We start from the raw sequence: 19,773 nt of genomic DNA, 5'->3' as shown, positions 1-19,773 counted from the left end.
AAACACCCTCTTCATAAGATAAAACAAGGATGTTGTAGGAACATTTTATACTTCAGAAGCAGTAATTGAATCTAACATATACTTTGCCTCATTGTGAAGCGTTTGGTAGTTCTCCTGTAATATATTTGGAGGTATTGGTTTACTGAATAAGAAACCCTGTACAGTATCACATTTGCTTTCTATTAGATATGATAGCTGTTCTATCTCTTCTATTCCTTCTGCTACTACCTTTAACTGTAGATGCTTTGCCATCGAGAGAATCATGTCAACTAAGGCCTTATCTGTAGAGTTCGATTGTATTTTCTGAACGAAAGATCGATCAATTTTTAAGCAATCTATAGGAAAATCCTTTAAATAAGATAATGACGAATAGCCTGTCCCAAAATCATCTACTGCGATCGTAACCCCAAGTGCCTTCAATTTGTGTAAAATCGTCGTCATATGATCAATATTGATGGTCATACTTTCTGTTATTTCTAGCTGCAAATAATTCGGCTCTAATTGTGTTTTCTCAAGAACATTATGAATCATTTCAACTAAATTTTGCTGAAAAAGTTGACCTAATGACAGATTGACCGCTACTTTAATAGGTGGCAATCCAGCTGCTTCCCAACTCTTTACTTGTTTACAGGCTGTTTCTAGTACCCATTGCCCTATAGGAACTATTAATCCCGATTCCTCAGCAATTGGAATAAAGACTCCCGGCGAAATCCAACCCTTTTTCGGATGCTGCCATCTAACTAAAGCCTCTACTGACTTAATTTGGCCAGTATGTAAATCTAGTTGCGGTTGATATTCTAAAAAAAGCTCTTGATTCGCTAATGCATCATGTAAGTCATTTTCTAATAAAAGTCGTTCAGTCGTTTCATTTGATATTGAAGACTCATAAAATCGTATACGTGTTGGCGTTTTCTGTGCTTCATGCATAGCATAAAGTGCAAATCTAATAAATTCCTCTTCCCTACTAGAATGTGTTGGAAATAAAGCAATACCAATATTTAATTGACTATTGAGGGAAAAATGTTGTATTTGGAATGACTCTTCCATGACAAATTGAAGCTGTTGACTTAGTTGAGTCAATTGATGGGTACTCTTCACCTCATCAATATAAACGACAAAATAATCTTCTCTCAGTATGCATAGTAGATATTTCTTTGGTAAAACATTTTTCAATCTTTGCGCGATTAAACTTATCATTTGGTCTGCATATGTACTACCTAAAGACGCTTTAATAGTTGAAATTCTTTCTATACCGATAGCAAGAATCGCCTTTTGTGATTTAGATATGTATAAATCTTTTTTTAATAATTCCATTAAAAAACGTTCATTTGGTAAATTTGTAATCTCATTATGGTAAGCCATAAAATGCATTTTTTCACGAGATTTTTCTAAATGCTCTTGTGTATCAACTAACTGCTTAAAAGGTTTTTCGATAGATGAAAAATAAATAGCTCTAAATAAAAGATAAAATGCACCTAACTCAAAAATATGCCCTATGAAGTTTTTAATATCATAAACATCTTGATAAAGCGTATAAAGATAATCGCTTATTATTAAATAAATCGAACTACCTAATAATAAAAATACAATTTTGGGTGCTTTTTTATAATTTTTAAGCAATAGACCTATAATCACCAAATGAAATGCTACAGCCGTATATTGTAGCGTATTTTTTAATGAGGTAGGACCTTCCCCTTCTATTATAAGAGGTGGCAAAATATGCGTTGGGGCATAGAGAACGCCAAAACAACCAATGATTATTACAAATGGCAAACTATAAATAAACCAACGATAAATTAATTTAATTTCCTTCTCCTTGATAAAAAAAATAAAAAGAACACCAATCGATAATAGTAATCGACCAAGCATATAAAACCAAGTTGCCGCATACGGTGTACTTTCAGTAATGAAGAAAGGCATTCCTTTATAGGTGATTGTATGCGCCATTTCTATGAAACTAATTGTTAAAAATAACGCCCCAGTATAGAGGACTCTTTTAGATAAAATATACGGTGAAATTAACCACGTCTGAATCGAAATAGACATCGTCACCACAATAATGAGAATTTCCATCATTAAATGAATCGTAGCATAGTTGTGCTCACCAAATATTCCATAAAATTCACCACTTCCTAATCCAAATACGATTAAGAAAATCATTGATACTAGGATAAATGGAATGAAGTGCCTCACAAATGAAAATTCCTCATTAAATTTCCACATTTTACTCCCCACCTTTGATCTCGAAATTTTCACAGATGTGTTGATTAACTATATTTACCGCCAAATCGGAAGCTGATTTCACTCAGCTAGTAGTTCTAGAAAAATAACGAATTTCACCTGAGATAAATCATGAAGTTTTCTTTCAGATCCACTATTTTACAAGAAATTTCGGAATAATTATACTATAAGATTACCATGAAATATCGACTTTTCAATTAAAACTCAAAACCGAATAGAAATAGGGATAAATAACAAAAAAATAGGTTCATTATCATAAAATATTATTTATTTCTGTTTGACTGAGCACCTTTATTTTGACGTCCGATTAGTCACTTGAGTTAACGCGCGAAAGCGTAGTGCTAACGAAGCGACAGCAACAAGGTTTTGTCTGTGCGAAAGCGAAGCGACAGCAACAAGGTTTTGTCTGTGCGAAAGCGAAGCGACAGCAACAAGGTTTTGTCTGTGCGAAAGCGAAGCGACAGCAACAAGCGTCTGCCTCCTGAAGGCATTATCACAGAACTTGATACTTTTAGTCTTCGCTCCTCAGGTCAGATTTCAGCAAAAAAAAAGACGTCTCAACTTATTGAGACATCTTCTATCGTTTCACTTACGTTACATAAAACATTTGTAACTGCCGTTTCACTTACGTTACATAAAACATTTGTAACTGCCGTTTCACTTACGTTACATAAAACATTTGCTGAAGAAGTTAAATGTTATGAAAATACATAGCTATCCATATTATCTATTGTATTTTGTATAGCATCTTTTAATGATCGCTGATGCTCGCCACAAACGTCTAGTGCCTCCTCTAATGTAATCGCGGCATTTGCCATAAAAGGTGCCATCTGCAAATCCTTTGCTAATTGAATAAGAACAAGTGCTTTATTCCATTTCCAACGCGCATTTTTTGGATCTAAGTTAATAGCTTGCTCTAAGAAGCCAAGTGCATCGAATGGCAACCACCCAAAGCGATGCATCGTTTGACCTGTGATGCCCCAATATAACGCCTTGTTAGGGTTTTCTTTTACTGCTTGTCTAAAACAATGGACACTCTCATTGTAATGATGTGCAAACAAAAACAGTTCACCTTGAGTAAAATATGATTGTGCCTTTTCATTTGAGGTACCTGTTTTTGCTACATCCTCAAGTTCTTTAATACGCTTTGAAAACTCTGTTTCATCTTTTATCGCACGAATTTCGACGACGGTATCCGATTCAGGATAACTTTCATCCGCTCGTTCTGCATGTTGAGTTTCAACAACCAGTGCAGGTTTTGGATAGCTAGCAAAATCATACTCTTCTAATAATTCGATATATTTATCAGCTAACGCTTTCTCATTTTCATCTGTAACTTGCTTAGCCGCCTCATAACACTTCATTAGCTCACCATTATAAAAATAATCATCCATTGTCATTCAATATTCCTCCAATGTACAACTCTTCAGTATATTTAGTATACACTAAACAATCAATTATGCCTCGGCATAATTGTGTCAGGAATCGGAAAGGAGGCTTTAGGCCAACAAATGTTTTTTGCGCGAAAGCGTAGTGCTAACGCAGCGTCAGCAACGTGTTTTGTCTGTACGAAAAAAAAGCGACAGCAAAAGGGTTTATCTGCGCGAAAGCGAAGCGGCAGCGGCAACAGCATGATGTTGGTCACTCAGTCGTTGCCACAGGACGTGGCGTTCTTAGACACCTCACCACCTAATGAGAGACTTCTATAGCTGACGCTTTGCTTTCGCTACAAAAAACATTTGCTGAAAGAAGTTAAAAAAAGACTGATCAAAATAACTTTTGATACAGTCTCAGCTTTACTTATTTTTTTAATACTTCTTTATTTAAAAATGTACGTAAATCTTCTTCTGGTAATGCACCTTCAAAACGTTGAACCTCTTTACCACCTTCAAAGCGAATGAATGTTGGTGTCGCAGTAATATGATATTTATCCCATAACTCTTGGTATTCCCAAACATTTAATTGAGCAATATCAACGCCAAGCTCCTTAGCAATCGGCATTAACTTAGGTGTAAAAGCTTTACAGTGCACACATGTCGGACTGAAGAAGTAAGCATTTACATCTTCACCAGCTTTTAATTTTTTTTCAAGCTCGTCAGGCAACATAATGTTTTGGTAATTTTTATCATCCAATTGATCGATTGTTTCTTGTTTCAGTTCTTTGTCGCCATAAGGATTCTTTGCACTTGATAATTTACTGTTGTTCGATACATTCGTTAGCACAATAATTGCTCCAAATAACAAAACAATAATTGAGCCAATAATTAGTAGTTTTTTCACTAGAATGTGTTCCTCCTTTTTTACACCAAAAAACCCTAGTTTTAGTGTATTCGCGATTGATTATAAATTGTTTTTAAATCCTAGTAAACTAATTAGTCTTTAAAAATAAGTTTTTCCATAATTCAAACATAATTTGGCCCAAGTTTGGGAACATACATATAGAATGCTCAATACGAATGTGGGGTGGTTAATATGAAACAACCTATCCGAAATGTTTTTCAAATTTATAAACATGATATCCATAATATCTTAACAAACTGGGTAGTTGCTGTCATTATTGGTGGGCTTATTTTTTTACCTTCGCTTTATGCATGGCTCAATATCTATGCCTCTATGGATCCCTATGCTCATACAGAAAACATGAAAATTGCTATTGTCAATGAAGACACAGGAGCGAATGTTAGAGGCGAGGATATTAATGTCGGTAACGAGGTAGTAGACACTTTAAGTACCAATCAAAACTTTACTTGGGATTTTACTTCTCATGAACAAGCCATTGATAATTTAAAAAACGGTAACTATTTTGCGGTTATTGTTGTCCCTAGTGATTTTTCTCAAAAACTAACCTCCATCCTGTCAAATGTGCCTACTAAAGCGCATATCGACTATTATGTAAATGAAAAAATTAATCCAATCGCACCCAAAATTACAAGTAAAGGTGCCAGTGGCCTAACGCAACAAGTTTCTAGTGAGTTTATTTCAACTGTCAATGGAACACTTTTTTCTATTTTTAATACGATCGGTGTTGAAATGGAAAAAGAAATTCCAGACTTAAGGAAGTTTGAAAATTATGTTTTTACAATCGAACATCATCTCCCAGATATTGAAACATATTTAGCGCAAACTGCCAAAGGTGGGAAAGAAGCTGAAACATTACTAAACCACTCAATTACCCAAGTTCCTGAGGTTGAAAAATTAACAAATGATGGTCTTACAACTATCCATCAAGGTTTAACATTGATTAATGAAGCTGATACATTGTTCAACCAGCTATCCCCTATCATTAAAAAAGATCTAGAAGCTGTACAAAATATTGCTCAACGATTTACAGATATAATAGGGAAGCTACAAAATGCTAATGTGGATTCAGCTACCATTGCACAAATAAAGGAGACGATTAAAAACCAGCTGGATGCCTCACGTGAAAAAGTAAATACTAGCATCCAAACACTTGAAGCACTTCAAAAATTAACACAAGCTGATGCTTCGACTCGTAAGCAGCTCGAAAACAAAGTGCAAAACATCCTGACAGCCCTACAGCAAAGTAATTCTGAAGATGTTAAGACTTTACTAACGAATAATAAAATTATTGAACAACTTGAAGCTATTCGTGGAGATTTACAGGCAAATCCTAGTTTAACCGATTATTCTTTAAGCTCTTTAACAGCACTAAATCAGCTAAACACATTACTTACAGACATCTCAACTAAAGTACAACAGTTAAATAATATTGATGTCGAAACGATAAAAAAAGATCTGGCCGATGTTCAAAATGTTGCACAAAATGCTTCTAACAATCTTCATCAATTCCTTACGCATTATAACGATAAGCTAGAGCCACAAATTCATACGACCTTGTCTTCTGCCAAAAAAACGTTAACAAATGCATCAACTATGCTTACGAATGTAAAAAGCTTTCTGCCTCAAGCAACAGATCGTTTAACAAATGCGAAAAGTATGTTAGCAACAGCTAATAAGACAATTGGTACAGTACAATCAGATTTCCCTGCTTTAAGTACAAAAATCAAGGCTCTTGCAGACAAGCTGAGAAAATTAGAAAGTGAAGCTGATATTTCTGAAATCGTTCAATTATTGAAAAATGACGTCAATGCTGAGCGGGATTTCTTTGAGGAGCCTATTAAGCTTCAAGAACATAGAATGTTTCCAATTGCTAATTATGGAACAGCCATGACACCGTTTTACACTGTGCTTTCCATCTGGGTTGGTTGTTTATTATTAATTTCTCTTTTATCTGTAGATATTCACGACAATCATCAATACAGTATTCGCCAAATATACTTTGGACGTTTATTAACATTTGCAACTTTTTCATTTATTCAAACGCTCATTATTACAATAGGGGATATTGTTCTTTTAGACGGATCCATTAGTGCTCCTTACTTCTTTATTCCATTTGGGCTATTTATTAGCTTAGTGTTCATTACGGTCGTCTATACGCTAGTATCCGTATTCGGAAATGTTGGAAAAGCGTTAGCCATTGTCATGTTAGTGCTGCAAATTGCTGGTTCTGGTGGCACATATCCCGTTGAATTACTACCTAAGTTTTTCCAAATAATAAATCCATTTCTTCCTTTCACTTATGCAATTGGAATGATGCGAGAGGCGGTTGGTGGTATTATTTGGTCAAAGGTATGGATTGATCTTGCCTTTTTATCTTTCTTCTGGCTCATTTTCATTCTATTTGGTGTCTTCTTGAAAAAATTACTGAGTGAAAAAATGGAACTTTTCATGAACAAAACGCGTGGATTAGATATTTTCCATTGATTTTTGCTAGTGCTTCTTGTAAATACTTCAACGAACGATGTTATAATGGAAGTATTGTAAACATGTAGGAGGCGCTTTTATTGAAAAAACTTCTATCTATTTTTGTTTTGTCGTTATTCGTGTTAAGTGCTTGTGGTGTAGATAAACAGGTTGTTGAAAAAAAGCAGAATGAAGCACAAAAAGAAGCTTCACATGAAGAACATGGACATGCTTCTGGAGACATTCAGGAGGAAACTGCATCTGCTGATGTTTTACCATCGTTTTTAGATAATAAATCAGAAGATATCCGTTTAGTGTATCAAATTGCTGGACAGTCTACAGAAATATTAGAGTGGATACCATGCTATTGTGGATGTGGTGAATCAGCTGGGCATAAAAGCAATTTAAACTGCTTTATTCAGGAAAAGCGCGAGGATGGAACAATTGTCTGGGATGATCACGGTACCCGTTGTCTCGTTTGCTTAGAGATTGCTGTACAGTCTGCAAAAATGCATAAAGACGGTATGAGCCTGAAAGAAATTCGTCAAACAATTGATGAGACTTATAAAGAAGGTTACGCAAAACCAACACCGACTGATATGCCTGCTTAATAAAAGCAAATGCGCTAAAGCGCTCGTTTACATCCGACAAGCGCTGGAGAGCCCGAAGCAAAAGTAAACGCTCCACCACTTTTGCCCGAGGGATCGAAGCGACCTCGAGGATGTAGCGCTTTAGCCTAGACGCCGACTATGCTCTAGGTTTTACACATGTAAAAAATCTATAGTTTCCTTAATAACAAAAAACTCATCGTTATGATGAGTTTTTTTGTTATTTAACGAGTTGTAGCACCGTTTTAAAATGTGGATGATCTGCACGCTGTAGCAGCTCATATAAAATCATTTCTGTACTTGTTGGTAAGATTCCAAGTGCCTTCATCTTCTCTAGCCCTATCTCTTTATTAGCCTTAGTACGAGAGGACACTGCATCTACAACAACTTCAACCTCAAACCCTTGTTCTTTTAGCTGTCGGGCTGTTTGGTAGACACAAATATGTGTTTCGATACCTGTCACGATAAATTGAGAACGCCCACTTGCCTTCAATGCATCGACAAACTCTTGTTCCTGGCACGCACTAAAAGCCATTTTAGCAATAGGTTGTTGACCTTGAATATGCTGAGCAATATTTAACGCAGTACCACCTAAACGACTAGGATTTTGTTCAAGCCATAAAATAGGTACCTCCAATGCTTGCATAGCTTGTACCAGCTTGGCCACATTTTCAATCACCGCTTCACTTTCATCAACAATTGTCGCTAACTTCCCTTGTACATCGACGACAACTAAACACGCTTCTTCTATTGTAAACATTTAAAACACCCCTTATATCCGTATTCACAATTTATTATACAGAAAGTTACTTGGTTTATGTGGTAGGTTAGAAAAATTTCGTCCATCTGGTGCTCCAGAAGTTGTAGATGTATTAATAAAAATCGTTAATATTAATGCAACGAATATACTTATTCAAATTAATCGTTCTTTATTTTTCATAATTTTGCCCTCCTAATTTAAATTAATTTTATAGGCAATGTTGGCTGCTTTTTTTGTGTTCCTTTCTCTTTATGTAACTATTCCTTTTCAATGTATTAATTCATACCTTATAAGAGCTTAGACTACACCAGCAGAAAGCGTCTTTCTGGAGTGGAATGTGCAAGCGAGTACATATTTGATAGAAGTAATCCTATTCGAACAAACACGAACATTTTATAAATCCGCTGTTTAAGTAACGTGTAAATCACGAAATATTAACTCATATATGAACACCGATATTTCCGTTTGTTCGTATTTAAACTCAAAATGCTATTGTGAGTTTTAACTCAATTGTGTACATTTTGTTGCGAGCCTGTCATTATTCTGCTTGAATAGTGAGAATTTTATTTTTTCTCTTGAAAATTGAGTTATAATCCAGTAAAGTGCTTTTAACGGTCAGTATTCCGCTTAATCTATTATCTATAAATGAAAAAAGTTAGCTAGATGACTATGAGCTGATTGTAAAAGCCTGCAAAAACCCTATAATAAAGCTTTAACCTTATAAAACCAAACAAGGAGTGTACCACTTTGACACAACGTGCATACAATTTTAACGCAGGCCCTTCTGCCCTACCACTAGAAGTATTAGAAAAAGCCCAACAACAATTAGTAAACTTCCGTGACTCAGGCATGTCTATTATGGAAATGAGCCACCGCAGTGCCATTTTCGACGAAGTACATAATGAAGCAATTGCTTTATTGAAAAAGCTTTATGCTATCCCAGAAAACTATGAAGTCCTTTTCCTACAAGGTGGAGCTAGTCTTCAATTTACTATGATACCGATGAACTTCCTACAAGCAGATCAAAAAGCAAGCTATGTATTATCAGGTTCATGGTCTGAAAAAGCATTCAAAGAGGCTAAATTATTTGGTACGCCAGTAGAAGCTGCTAGTACAAAAGAAAATAAATACCGTAATATCCCAGCTTTAGCAGACATTCAATTTAATGAAGAGGATGCCTATTTGCATATCACTTCAAACAATACGATTTACGGTACACAGTGGAAGGAATTCCCAGAAACGAGTGATGTACCGTTAGTTGCAGATATGTCTAGTGATATTCTTTCTAAACCAGTCGATATAAGTAAATTTGGTCTTATTTATGCAGGGGCTCAAAAAAATCTTGGTCCTTCTGGTGTAACTGTAGTCATTATTCGCAAAGATTTGTTAGAGAAAGCAAATGTAAATATTCCTACAATGCTTAAATATTCAACGCATGCTGACAGCAACTCTTTATACAATACACCACCAACTTTTGGTATCTATATGTTAGGTGAAGTATTAAAATGGGTAGAATCAAAAGGCGGCGTTGCTGAAATTGCCAAGCATAACGAGTTAAAAGGAAAAGTAATTTATGATGCTATTGACAATAGCAACGGATTCTATAAAGGTCATGCAACACTTGAAAGCCGTTCTTTAATGAACATCACTTTCCGCGTTGCTGATGAAGAGCTTGAAAAACAATTCCTTGTTGAAGCAAAAGCAGCAGGATTTGTTGGACTTAATGGACACCGTTCTGTAGGCGGCTGTCGTGCTTCTACTTACAACGCTGTACCGTTAGAGGCTTGTGAAGCATTACGTGACTTTATGGTAGAATTCCAACAAAAACATCAATAATAAAAAGATCGACGAATGAATTACTTAACGTAATCATTCGTCTTTTTTGATATTTGCGAAGATAAATACCCGTGAAGTAGCAAATACCTTCTATTCAGAAATAAATCTTTTTAAATGCCTACCGGACATATTACCAATCTCCTTTCATTCACAATTCATAGATTATTAGAGCAAGGCGTAATAATAGTCGGTGCAGGCTTTGTAACTCGTTACCTGCAACAATTCTAACATTGAAGATACTTAAAACAACATAGTTACTATTAAAGGGGTAGTTCCAAGTGAAACCTCACTTGGAACTACCCCTTTCTTCAAATTTACATGTCAGATTTTACAAAGTTCCATGCTTACAATCTGGACATTTACCATAGATCTCAAATTTATGATTTTCAACTTCATAGTCTGGTAGCTTTTCTCCAAGCATTTCCATAGGGCAGAGATTTAGCTCCTTAACATTGCCACAATCCATACAAATAAAATGATGGTGATGATGTTCAGACTCACAATGCATACGGAAATTTCGCTCCCCAGATAACTCAGTTTCCTCCAATATTCCTAGCTTCACAAACGTTGCAAGGTTGCGATATATCGTATCGAAACTCATACCTGGAAAATCTTTTTTCAAAACATCTAATAGGTCTCGAGCAGTTAGATATTTATCTGTTGCTGCAAACATATCTAATAATAACTCCCGCTTATCTGTTTTTTTAAAGCCATTTTCTTTTAAAATTTCCCACGCTCTAGAAACATTCACTGCGCTACCTCCTCCCGTTTTGTAGCCATTTTAAATACTATTTTCTTCACTAGTATAACAAGTAACAAAATTAAGATAGAAGTGACGACAATTGTACCACCAGGTGCTAAATCTAAATAAAAGGCACTGACTAAACCGATTAACACAGCCGCTTCGCCAAAGACAATTGCATAGATGATTGTTTGCTTAAAGCCCTTTGCAAGTCGCATTGCAGCAGCCACTGGTAACGTCATAAGTGATGATACAAGTAAAATACCAACGATGCGCATACTTGCAGCAATAACAAGCGCTGTAACAATCATAAATAAGAGATGAATCCAACGTGCAGGCAGACCGCTAGCTTTTGCATATTCCTCGTCGAAAGATAAAACAAAAAGTTCTTTAAAAAATATAAACAAAAAGATAATGACCACGACAGCAATTCCTACCACTACCCATAAATCCTGACGTGATACAGCTGACACTGAACCAAATAAATAGCTCATTAAATCCGTGCTAAAGCCACTTGCAAGCGAGATAAATATAGCACTAATACCAATCCCACCTGACATAATAATTGGAATGGCAAGCTCTTCATAGTGCTTATATAAACGTCTAAGACGCTCAATTAATATTGAACCGCTGACAGAGGCCAGTATGCCTAAGTAAATTGGATTTAGCATTGCCAAGGCTGTAACAGATTGACTGATATATAAGCTTCCCGCTATACCTGCCAGTGTCACATGTGACAAGGCATCTGCAATAAGCGAGAGCCTGCGAACGACAATAAAAACACCTAGCAGCGGTGCCAATATGCCAATTAATAGCCCAGAGAAAAAGGCATTTTGTAAAAATTCATAGTTAAAAATTGCTTCGATCATTATGCCTTCTCCTTCTAGTGAATCTTTCTCACAGAATGGCCATACCATGCATCAAGCGCATCCTGAGAAATTGTATCAAATTCATTTTTGTAACCGTGGAAGTGGATGGTTTGATTTAAACATGCCACATGACTAATACGGTTCGATACTGTATCAACATCGTGTGTTACAAGAATCATTGTAATTCCCTGTTCCCGATTCAATTTCGCCAGCATATCATAAAATGACTGCACATTCTCATGATCAATGCCGACAGTTGGTTCATCTAATATTAATAGCCTCGGTTCACTAACCAAAGCTCTTGCAATAAAGACACGTTGCTGTTGTCCACCAGATAACTCACCAATATTACGATTCATAAATGCTTCCATTCCAACCGCTTTTAATGCTTCTAACACTTTTTCCTTCGCATCTCGTCCAGGTCTTTTAAATAATCCTAATTTTTTGGATAATCCACTTTTCACTACTTCTTGGACGGTTGCTGGAAACCCTGAATTGAAGGCATTAGATTTTTGTGACACATACCCTATCCATTCACGATGCTTAAAAGTCGTACTTGGTTCACCAAATAGCTTTATTTCTCCTGACATTGGTTTTAGTAACCCTAAAATAATTTTTAATAATGTAGATTTCCCTGATCCGTTCGGACCGAGAAGTGCTAAAAAATCTCCCTCTTCTACACGGAAAGAGATATTTTTTAATACTTGCGTATAGTCATATTGAAATGACACGTTTTCAATGTCAATTAATGATTTTTTCATGTATGTTCTCTTCTTTCTAATTCAAAATCATTACGATTTACAAGTTGTAAGTATAAATGAAAGTACAGTATTTGTAAAGAAAATAAGATTGCTATTCTACTGTTACTATTTCAAGTTGTTATAGACTTTGATTCTGAAACATTATGTGAAAGATTTTCATAGCTTCCACGACGTTCACAAGAATGTTTTTGTTTCAAGAAACTAAACAATTTTAAAAGGAGGATTAGCTTTGAGTATTCAATTTTTACAGCAATTAACACAAAGTAGTGATAAGGAAGTTGTTGCGATTGCACGTGCTGAAGGATTTGAAATTACTACTTCTGAAGTAAGAAAACTCCGGCCTTATTTGGAGCAATTCTCATTTACGTGGCTCTTTTTAGGTATTCCAAAAGATATTCTTGTAGAGGTTGAAGCTGTTTTAGGTAGAAAGCGTTCCAGACAATTGATTGCATTGTTTACGAAATAAAAGAAAGGCCCGAAAATCAGTCTTATACTAGCTGATTTCGGGCTTTTTATTCTATCCTCTTAGAGCATCGATTAACTCTGGTTTAAACTCGCCATTACGAAGCATTTCAATTTCATGTTTATAAGGAGCCGATTTTGATTTGGCATCACTATTTAATGCAACATATGGTGTTTCTAAGATTTTAGGAATCTCCATTAATTGTGGATGATGCACAATATTTTTTAATGCATCAAAGCCAATATGACCGAAGCCAATATTTTCGTGACGGTCTTTTCCTGCACCACGGACATTTTTTGAATCATTGATATGCAGGACTTTGATACGATCAACACCTATTAGTTTATCAAACTCATTTAAAACGCCATCAAAATCTTCTACAATATTATAACCAGCGTCATGAGTATGGCATGTATCAAAGCATACTGAAAGACGCTCATTATGTGTCACGCCATCTATAATTTTAGCAAGCTCTTCAAAGGAACGACCACATTCAGTTCCCTTTCCCGCCATTGTCTCTAATGCGATTTGTACAGGATAATCCTGTGACAACACTTCGTTTAAACCTTCAATAATCTTGGCAATACCTGCGTCTGCTCCCGCACCTACATGGGCACCTGGGTGCAAAACAATCTGTGTTGCTTCCAACGCCGCTGTACGTTCGATTTCAGTCTGTAAAAAATCTACACCTAGACGGAAAGTTTCAGGTTTTTCTGTGTTCGCAATATTTATAATGTATGGAGCATGGACAACAATATTCGTCATACCATGCTCTTTCATGTGTAATAAACCGTTCATAATATTGAGGTCAGCAATTGCCTTACGACGAGTGTTTTGAGGTGCTCCTGTATAAATCATAAAGGTATTTGCCCCATATGAAAGGGCCTCTTTACTTGATCCGAGCAGCATTTCTTTTCCGCTCATTGAAACATGTGATCCAAGTAGCATTTGAATGCCTCCTTATTTTTTACCGCGAGCTTTTAAACGACGTTCACGTTTTTTAACTTTTTCCATTTCCCATTTCATATTACGCTTGTAGCCTGGTTTTACTTTTTTCGGCTTACGCACTAATGCTTTTGCTTTCGCATCGATTTCATTTTCATGCTTCACACGATTTTTACGTGCATGGCGATCTTTTAGTTCAGTCCATTCACCATCTTTTACATCTTTTTGAACCAATGGAATGCCCATTTTCTCAACACGTACTACTGCATCCTCATCTGATGGCTCAAACAAAGTGATAGCAGTTCCTTTATTCCCTGCACGCGCTGTACGTCCCACACGATGAATAAAGAATTCTAAGTCCTCTGGAATTTCGTAGTTAATGACATGTGAAATCCCTTGAATATCGATACCACGCGCTGCAAGATCTGTTGCAACGATATATTGATAGTCCAACTCTCGAATTTGCTTCATCATCCTCTTACGATCACGTGGACTTAAATCACCATGTATTTGACCACAGCGAATCCCGTTTTCATTTAAGAAGCCTGCAACATGCTCTGCAGTTTTGCGTGTATTGGTGAAAATTACCGCTAAAAATGGGTTGATTCCTTCAATGACATCCAACAAACGTTTGTTACGTGATTTAGAACGCACTGGTACAAGCACAAAGTCAATTCCTTCTGCGACCGGGCGTTTATCGTTCATATGGATATGAACAGGTGCTTCCATATATTTTTTTAAGAAAGGCTGAAGCTTTTCTGGAATTGTTGCTGAAAATACAAACATTTCAAGGTTTTCTGGCATTTGGGAAGCAAAACCATCGATTTCCTCTATAAAGCCCATATCGAAGGCTAAATCTGCCTCATCGACAACTAAAATTGGCGCCGTATGCACAAATAACGCTTGCGCTGAAACGAGATCACGAATACGTCCTGGCGTTCCGACAACAATTTGTGGTTGCGTTTTTAACTTATCAATGGAGCGTTGTTTGTCCGTACCTCCAATAAATAGTTTCGCTTGAATAGTTGTTCCTTCTATTAATTGATTTAACGCATCAAAAATCTGTTGCGCAAGCTCACGTGTAGGAGATGTAATAACAGCTTGTACTTCCTGCTTGTCAGCATTAATTCGTTGTACAATCGGAATTAAAAAACTATGTGTTTTTCCCGTCCCTGTATGTGCTTGTCCGATTGCACTCTTACCTTTTAATAGTAGCGGAATGATTTCCTTTTGAATCGGCGTTGGTTCTGTAAAGCCAAGTTTTGCAATTGCGTCCTGCAAAAATGGTTGAAAATTATAATCAGTATATTTTGACATAATTCGTTCCTCCTAACATCTTTTCCATTGTATCATGATTCAACTTGTAGGACTATTAACGTCCTATTATCTAAAGCATGAACATAATTTTATATTTTTATCATAGCTGTAGCGAAGCCCTTATCAAAGTTACTCGAAATGCAGTAAATATGCAATAAAAAAAGCGCTCAGACTGTAGACAAACACTACTTCTGATTGCATAAAGCTGTATGATAATTTGTTCGTCAGACCTCTCATTCCCATTTTGTGAGGAATGTCGAAACTTTTGATACACTTTATTTTATTATTTTATCGAAAAGTTGAAGCGCTATAATGCTGTAAAAAAAAGCCAGGAATTAGTATTTTTCATGTCAATTTACTGTCAACTAATGCCTTGAAGAATTACCATATGTTACGATAAAAATGTAAGATACTAGAGGAGGTTGACTTATTATGAAAGCAGCAAGATGGTATAAAGCACAAGATATCCGTGTAGAAAACATTGAAGAACCAGTAATTTCACCTGGAAAAGTAAAAATTAAAGTACATTGGACAGGGATTTGTGGTAGTGATTTACATGAATACGCAGCTGGCCCAATATTCATTCCAGTGGAACAACCTCACTATGTAAGTAAAGATATTGCGCCCATTGTTATGGGACATGAGTTTTCTGGAGAAGTAGTAGAAATCGGCGAAGGTGTTACAAAGGTACAAGTTGGAGATCCTGTAGTTGTAGAACCTATTCTTGCATGTGGCGAATGTGCAGCTTGCCAAAAAGGAAAATACAATATTTGTAAACACTTAGGATTCCACGGTCTTTCTGGCGGTGGCGGAGGTTTCTCTGAATATACAATGGTAGATGAAAAAATGGTACACAAAATGCCAGAGGGTCTTTCCTATGAACAAGGTGCACTTGTTGAACCAGCGGCAGTAGCATTACATGCAGTTCGTCAAAGTAAACTAAAGGCTGGAGATACAGCAGCTGTCTTTGGTACTGGGCCAATCGGTCTTCTTGTAATCGAGGCATTGCGTGCAGCTGGAGCAGCCGAAATTTATGCGGTAGAGCTTTCACAAGAACGTGCTGCTAAAGCATTAGAGCTTGGCGCTACAGCAGTTATTAACCCTAAAGATGAGGATGCAGTAGCTCGTCTACATGAATTAACAAATGGTGGCGTAGATGTTGCATTTGAAGTAACAGGTGTTCCTGTAGTATTACAGCAAGCTATTGATTCAACAACATTTGAAGGTGAAACAATTATCGTTTCTATTTGGGAAACTGCAGCTTCTATTCTGCCAAACAATATCGTACTGACAGAGCGTTCTGTAAAAGGGATTATTGCTTATCGTGATATTTTCCCAGCTGTTATGGAATTAATGAAACAAGGCTACTTCCCTGCTGAAAAACTTGTGACGAAACGAATTGCTCTTGATGAAGTCGTAACAGAAGGCTTCGAGGCACTAATGAAAGAAAAAAATCATATTAAAATCCTTGTAAATTCACAAGCTTAATTTATTTATAGCGACAGGTAGAGAAAACTAAGAAGCTTTTCTCTACCTGTTTTTAATTTTGTTAACCCTCTTTTTTCTCCATTTTTTTCATAATATCCAGATTCGCCATTAGGAAGTTCACCTTATTTTCTCCAAAAATCCCTAATGAACGCTTTTCCGTATTTGCTTCTATAATTTTTTCAATCTCATCCTTCGAAATCCCACTTGCTTGGGCAATTCGTTCGACTTGTATTTCTGCAGCCTTCACACTAATATGTGGATCTAACCCCGAGCCTGAAGCGGTCATTAAATCAGCGGGTATGTCATGTCGTTTTACGGATGGGTTTGCTAGTAAAAACTTCTCGATATCTGCTTCTATTCGCTTCTTTAATTCTGGATTGGATGGTGCATAGTTATAAGTCCCAGAACTGACACCACTATAGTTCACCTGGCCATTTTCGTCTGGTATCGTATCCTCTTTCGTATAGACATTATAGTTTACAGACGAGACACGACCCCAGAAATATTGTGGTGCAGTAAAAGTTTGACCGATTAATTCTGAACCAACAGCTTCACCATCCGTTTCTATTAAACTACCATTTGCTTTATGATGAAATAAACCTTGAGCTAATGCAGTCACTGCAAATGGGTATATAAAACCACATAAAACGAACATTGTCATTGTGATTAAAAATGCTTGCTTTGAATTCTCAAAAAGTTTTCGCATGTCCTTCCTCCTATAATCCAAACGAATGGAATAGTGGTCCAACTAGTAAATCAATCAACTTAATGCCAATAAAGGGAGCGATAATCCCACCTACGCCATAAACAAGTAAGTTTTTATTTAATAATTTTGCAGCACTCATCGGCTTATACTTTACACCCTTCATTGCAATAGGTATTAATAGCGGTATAATCACTGCGTTAAAAATTAAAGCAGAAATAATCGCACTTGATGGAGAATTGAGGTGCATAATGTTTAATGTACCCATCTCTGGTACAGCGACCATAAGCATAGCTGGAATAATAGCAAAATACTTTGCGATATCATTTGCAATACTGAAAGTTGTTAACGCACCTCGCGTCATGAGCAACTGCTTCCCTATTTCTACAACTTCAATAATTTTAGTAGGATTTGAATCTAAATCGACCATGTTCGCAGCTTCCTTTGCTGCATTCGTTCCCGAATTCATGGCAAGACCTACGTTAGCTTGTGCTAATGCGGGGGCATCATTCGTTCCGTCACCTGTCATAGCTACTACTTTCCCTTGTGCCTGCTCATCTTTAATAACTTGAATTTTATCTTCTGGCTTACTTTCTGCAATAAAGCTATCTACTCCAGCTTCCTTTGCGATAGCTGCTGCAGTTAGTGGATTATCTCCTGTACACATGACCGTTTTAATGCCCATGGCACGAAGCTGATCAAAACGTTCCTTAAGTCCTGCCTTTACGACATCCTTTAAGTAAATGACACCTAAAATTTTATCGTTTAACGCTACTACAAGTGGTGTCCCGCCAACAGAAGATACTTGTTGAATCAGCTGTTCCAAATTTGTAGGAATGCTATGACCTGCTTTTAAGCTCTCTTTTTTAATCGTATCATAGGCTCCTTTTCGAATTTTTGTGCCATCCTTCATATCCAAACCACTCATACGAGTCTGTGCGGTAAATGGAATATGTTCACTTGACTTGATAATGTTTTCTTCATCGTCCGTATTTACACCTAATTCACAAGCAAGTGACAAAATAGACTTTCCTTCAGGTGTATCATCTGTTAAAGAACTAAGCCATGCAGCCTGCATTAAATCTTTACTGTCCACCCCTTTTACTGGTAGAAATTCAGCTGCCATGCGATTTCCATAAGTAATAGTGCCAGTTTTATCTAAAATTAATGTATCTACATCTCCACACGCCTCTACGGCTCTTCCAGACATCGCAATAACATTAAACTGAGTAACTCTATCCATTCCTGCAATACCGATTGCCGACAATAATCCACCAATTGTTGTGGGAATTAAACAAACTGTAAGGGCAATTAATGTTGCGATAGAAATCGGTACATTTAAATAAGTTGTCATTGGATAGAGCGTCACAACAACTAATAAGAAAATAATCGTTAAACTTACTAAAAGTGTATTGAGCGCTATCTCATTTGGTGTTTTTTTACGACTGGCTCCTTCGATGAGCGTGATCATTTTATCTAAAAATGATTCACCAGGCATCGAGGTAATTTCGATCATCAGCCAATCACTCGTAACCGTCGTACCACCTGTAACTGATGAAAAATCTCCCCCCCGCTCCTTTACAACAGGCGCAGATTCACCTGTTATTGCAGATTCATCTACCGTAGCGATTCCTTCAATGACTTCTCCATCATTAGGAATAACCTCTCCTGCCTGAACTAAAACAATATCACCCTTTTTTAATTCATGTGCTTGTTTAAGTATTTCAGAGTCATCACTAAGTAAAACACGAGCCTGTGTAACTGTTTTAGTATTTTTTAACGTTTGAACCTGTGCCTTTCCTCGCCCTTCAGCAATCGACTCAGCAAAGTTTGCAAATAGAATGGTTACAAAAAGAATGACAGCGACGATCGCATTATACAATCGATCATGTTCTCCTCCTCCGCTACCAAACATATTCGGAAAGAAGGTTAATAGCAGGACAAACATAAACCCTACTTCTACTACAAACATAACAGGATTTTTCACCATATATACTGGACTAAATTTCTTTAAAGCGTCTATAATCGAGCTTTTTAGCATATTGCCCGTCATCAAACCTTTTCTTGCTGTTTCCATAAGTGTCTCTCCTTATTAAAAATCAATTTCGCCTTGGCGTAATTGCGTCCGGATTTTGAATTGTGCCCGGGCCTGCACGAGGGCCAACACGATGTCGGTCATTTGGTAATGCCACAGGACGTGGCGTTTTTACCGAGGGCCAACACGATGTTGATCATTTCGGTAATGCCACAGGACGTGGCGTTTTTACCGAGGGCCA

General features: G+C 36.7%; 17 protein-coding genes. 6 read left to right on the top strand and 11 right to left on the bottom strand.

Annotated elements, in window-relative coordinates; all coding sequences use genetic code 11:
* Window positions 1-45: 45 nt before the first annotated feature.
* Complete coding sequence (locus ACIQLB_RS23455; protein ID WP_400731121.1) at window positions 46-2,223, bottom strand: bifunctional diguanylate cyclase/phosphodiesterase; 2,178 nt, start codon at window positions 2,221-2,223, stop codon at window positions 46-48.
* 356 nt (window positions 2,224-2,579) lie between these two features.
* On the opposite strand from ACIQLB_RS23455, the gene ACIQLB_RS23450 reads away from it, so the two are divergent.
* Entirely contained in the window at window positions 2,580-2,726 is a 147-nt protein-coding gene (locus ACIQLB_RS23450; protein WP_400731119.1) for a hypothetical protein, read from the top strand.
* 213 nt (window positions 2,727-2,939) lie between these two features.
* Here the strand turns inward: ACIQLB_RS23450 and ACIQLB_RS23445 are convergent, their stop codons facing one another.
* Together ACIQLB_RS23445 and ACIQLB_RS23440 are read right to left on the bottom strand one after the other, a co-directional pair.
* A complete protein-coding gene (locus ACIQLB_RS23445) occupies window positions 2,940-3,641 on the bottom strand; it encodes a tetratricopeptide repeat protein (protein WP_400731117.1) in 702 nt (233 codons plus the stop codon).
* A gap of 400 nt (window positions 3,642-4,041) precedes the next feature.
* Window positions 4,042-4,521, bottom strand: coding sequence for a thioredoxin family protein (locus tag ACIQLB_RS23440; protein WP_400731115.1), 480 nt, complete (start codon window positions 4,519-4,521; stop codon window positions 4,042-4,044).
* A 192-nt stretch (window positions 4,522-4,713) separates the two neighbouring features.
* Here ACIQLB_RS23440 and ACIQLB_RS23435 point away from each other — a divergent pair, with 192 nt between their 5' ends.
* Complete coding sequence (locus ACIQLB_RS23435; RefSeq protein ID WP_400731113.1) at window positions 4,714-7,026, top strand: YhgE/Pip family protein; 2,313 nt, start codon at window positions 4,714-4,716, stop codon at window positions 7,024-7,026.
* Window positions 7,027-7,106: 80 nt separating this feature from the next.
* Entirely contained in the window at window positions 7,107-7,616 is a 510-nt protein-coding gene (locus ACIQLB_RS23430) for a PCYCGC motif-containing (lipo)protein (protein ID WP_400731111.1), read from the top strand.
* A gap of 217 nt (window positions 7,617-7,833) precedes the next feature.
* On the opposite strand, the gene ACIQLB_RS23425 is transcribed toward ACIQLB_RS23430, so the two are convergent.
* Complete coding sequence (locus ACIQLB_RS23425; protein ID WP_053484612.1) at window positions 7,834-8,373, bottom strand: hydrolase; 540 nt, start codon at window positions 8,371-8,373, stop codon at window positions 7,834-7,836.
* Window positions 8,374-9,120: 747 nt separating this feature from the next.
* On the opposite strand from ACIQLB_RS23425, the gene serC reads away from it, so the two are divergent.
* Window positions 9,121-10,209: a 3-phosphoserine/phosphohydroxythreonine transaminase gene (gene serC, locus ACIQLB_RS23420; RefSeq protein WP_400731109.1), complete on the top strand. Its 1,089-nt coding sequence runs from the start codon at window positions 9,121-9,123 to the stop codon at window positions 10,207-10,209.
* A 328-nt stretch (window positions 10,210-10,537) separates the two neighbouring features.
* Here serC and ACIQLB_RS23415 read toward each other — a convergent pair whose 3' ends face one another.
* From ACIQLB_RS23415 to ACIQLB_RS23405, 3 genes are read right to left on the bottom strand one after another with little or no spacing between them, the layout of a single operon-like run.
* Window positions 10,538-10,960: a Fur family transcriptional regulator gene (locus ACIQLB_RS23415; RefSeq protein ID WP_400731107.1), complete on the bottom strand. Its 423-nt coding sequence runs from the start codon at window positions 10,958-10,960 to the stop codon at window positions 10,538-10,540.
* Window positions 10,957-11,820 carry a metal ABC transporter permease gene (locus ACIQLB_RS23410; RefSeq protein WP_370042946.1) on the bottom strand — a complete coding sequence of 288 codons (864 nt, stop codon included), beginning with the start codon at window positions 11,818-11,820 and terminating at the stop codon, window positions 10,957-10,959. Before ACIQLB_RS23410 ends, ACIQLB_RS23415 begins: the two co-directional genes overlap by 4 nt.
* A 14-nt stretch (window positions 11,821-11,834) precedes the next feature.
* The gene (locus ACIQLB_RS23405; protein WP_053484616.1) at window positions 11,835-12,581 is read right to left on the bottom strand and encodes a metal ABC transporter ATP-binding protein; all 747 of its coding nucleotides are present in this window, start codon (window positions 12,579-12,581) and stop codon (window positions 11,835-11,837) included.
* A 229-nt stretch (window positions 12,582-12,810) separates the two neighbouring features.
* On the opposite strand from ACIQLB_RS23405, the gene ACIQLB_RS23400 reads away from it, so the two are divergent.
* Window positions 12,811-13,047 carry a Nif11 family protein gene (locus tag ACIQLB_RS23400; protein ID WP_053484617.1) on the top strand — a complete coding sequence of 79 codons (237 nt, stop codon included), beginning with the start codon at window positions 12,811-12,813 and terminating at the stop codon, window positions 13,045-13,047.
* A 51-nt stretch (window positions 13,048-13,098) separates the two neighbouring features.
* Here the strand turns inward: ACIQLB_RS23400 and ACIQLB_RS23395 are convergent, their stop codons facing one another.
* Window positions 13,099-13,992 (bottom strand): deoxyribonuclease IV, encoded by an 894-nt coding sequence (locus ACIQLB_RS23395; RefSeq protein WP_400731103.1) that lies wholly within the window; start codon window positions 13,990-13,992, stop codon window positions 13,099-13,101.
* Window positions 13,993-14,004: 12 nt separating this feature from the next.
* A complete protein-coding gene (locus ACIQLB_RS23390) occupies window positions 14,005-15,306 on the bottom strand; it encodes a DEAD/DEAH box helicase (protein ID WP_400731101.1) in 1,302 nt (433 codons plus the stop codon).
* A gap of 432 nt (window positions 15,307-15,738) precedes the next feature.
* On the opposite strand from ACIQLB_RS23390, the gene ACIQLB_RS23385 reads away from it, so the two are divergent.
* Entirely contained in the window at window positions 15,739-16,794 is a 1,056-nt protein-coding gene (locus ACIQLB_RS23385; protein WP_400731099.1) for a 2,3-butanediol dehydrogenase, read from the top strand.
* A 61-nt stretch (window positions 16,795-16,855) separates the two neighbouring features.
* Here the strand turns inward: ACIQLB_RS23385 and kdpC are convergent, their stop codons facing one another.
* Entirely contained in the window at window positions 16,856-17,500 is a 645-nt protein-coding gene (gene kdpC, locus ACIQLB_RS23380; protein WP_400731097.1) for a potassium-transporting ATPase subunit KdpC, read from the bottom strand.
* 10 nt (window positions 17,501-17,510) lie between these two features.
* A complete protein-coding gene (gene kdpB, locus ACIQLB_RS23375; protein ID WP_400731095.1) occupies window positions 17,511-19,574 on the bottom strand; it encodes a potassium-transporting ATPase subunit KdpB in 2,064 nt (687 codons plus the stop codon).
* Window positions 19,575-19,773: the final 199 nt, after the last annotated feature.

Origin of the sequence: Lysinibacillus sp. NPDC092081 (assembly GCF_044755845.1) — a bacterium.
Classification (GTDB): Bacteria; Bacillota; Bacilli; order Bacillales_A; family Planococcaceae; genus Lysinibacillus.
Note: the sequence above shows the minus strand (reverse complement) of the source record. Positions and strands in the feature narration are given on the sequence as shown.

Excerpts from the sequence above, each read along its gene's own strand:
- ACIQLB_RS23425 (WP_053484612.1), bottom strand. The coding sequence starts at position 8,373 with ATGTTTACAATAGAAGAAGCGTGTTTAGTTGTCGTCGATGTACAAGGG.
- ACIQLB_RS23385 (WP_400731099.1), top strand. The coding sequence starts at position 15,739 with ATGAAAGCAGCAAGATGGTATAAAGCACAAGATATCCGTGTAGAAAAC.
- kdpC (WP_400731097.1), bottom strand. The coding sequence starts at position 17,500 with ATGCGAAAACTTTTTGAGAATTCAAAGCAAGCATTTTTAATCACAATG.
- ACIQLB_RS23395 (WP_400731103.1), bottom strand. The coding sequence starts at position 13,992 with ATGCTACTTGGATCACATGTTTCAATGAGCGGAAAAGAAATGCTGCTC.
- ACIQLB_RS23435 (WP_400731113.1), top strand. The coding sequence starts at position 4,714 with ATGAAACAACCTATCCGAAATGTTTTTCAAATTTATAAACATGATATC.
- ACIQLB_RS23405 (WP_053484616.1), bottom strand. The coding sequence starts at position 12,581 with ATGAAAAAATCATTAATTGACATTGAAAACGTGTCATTTCAATATGAC.
- kdpB (WP_400731095.1), bottom strand. The coding sequence starts at position 19,574 with ATGGAAACAGCAAGAAAAGGTTTGATGACGGGCAATATGCTAAAAAGC.
- ACIQLB_RS23455 (WP_400731121.1), bottom strand. The coding sequence starts at position 2,223 with ATGTGGAAATTTAATGAGGAATTTTCATTTGTGAGGCACTTCATTCCA.
- ACIQLB_RS23390 (WP_400731101.1), bottom strand. The coding sequence starts at position 15,306 with ATGTCAAAATATACTGATTATAATTTTCAACCATTTTTGCAGGACGCA.
- ACIQLB_RS23410 (WP_370042946.1), bottom strand. The coding sequence starts at position 11,820 with ATGATCGAAGCAATTTTTAACTATGAATTTTTACAAAATGCCTTTTTC.
- ACIQLB_RS23445 (WP_400731117.1), bottom strand. The coding sequence starts at position 3,641 with ATGACAATGGATGATTATTTTTATAATGGTGAGCTAATGAAGTGTTAT.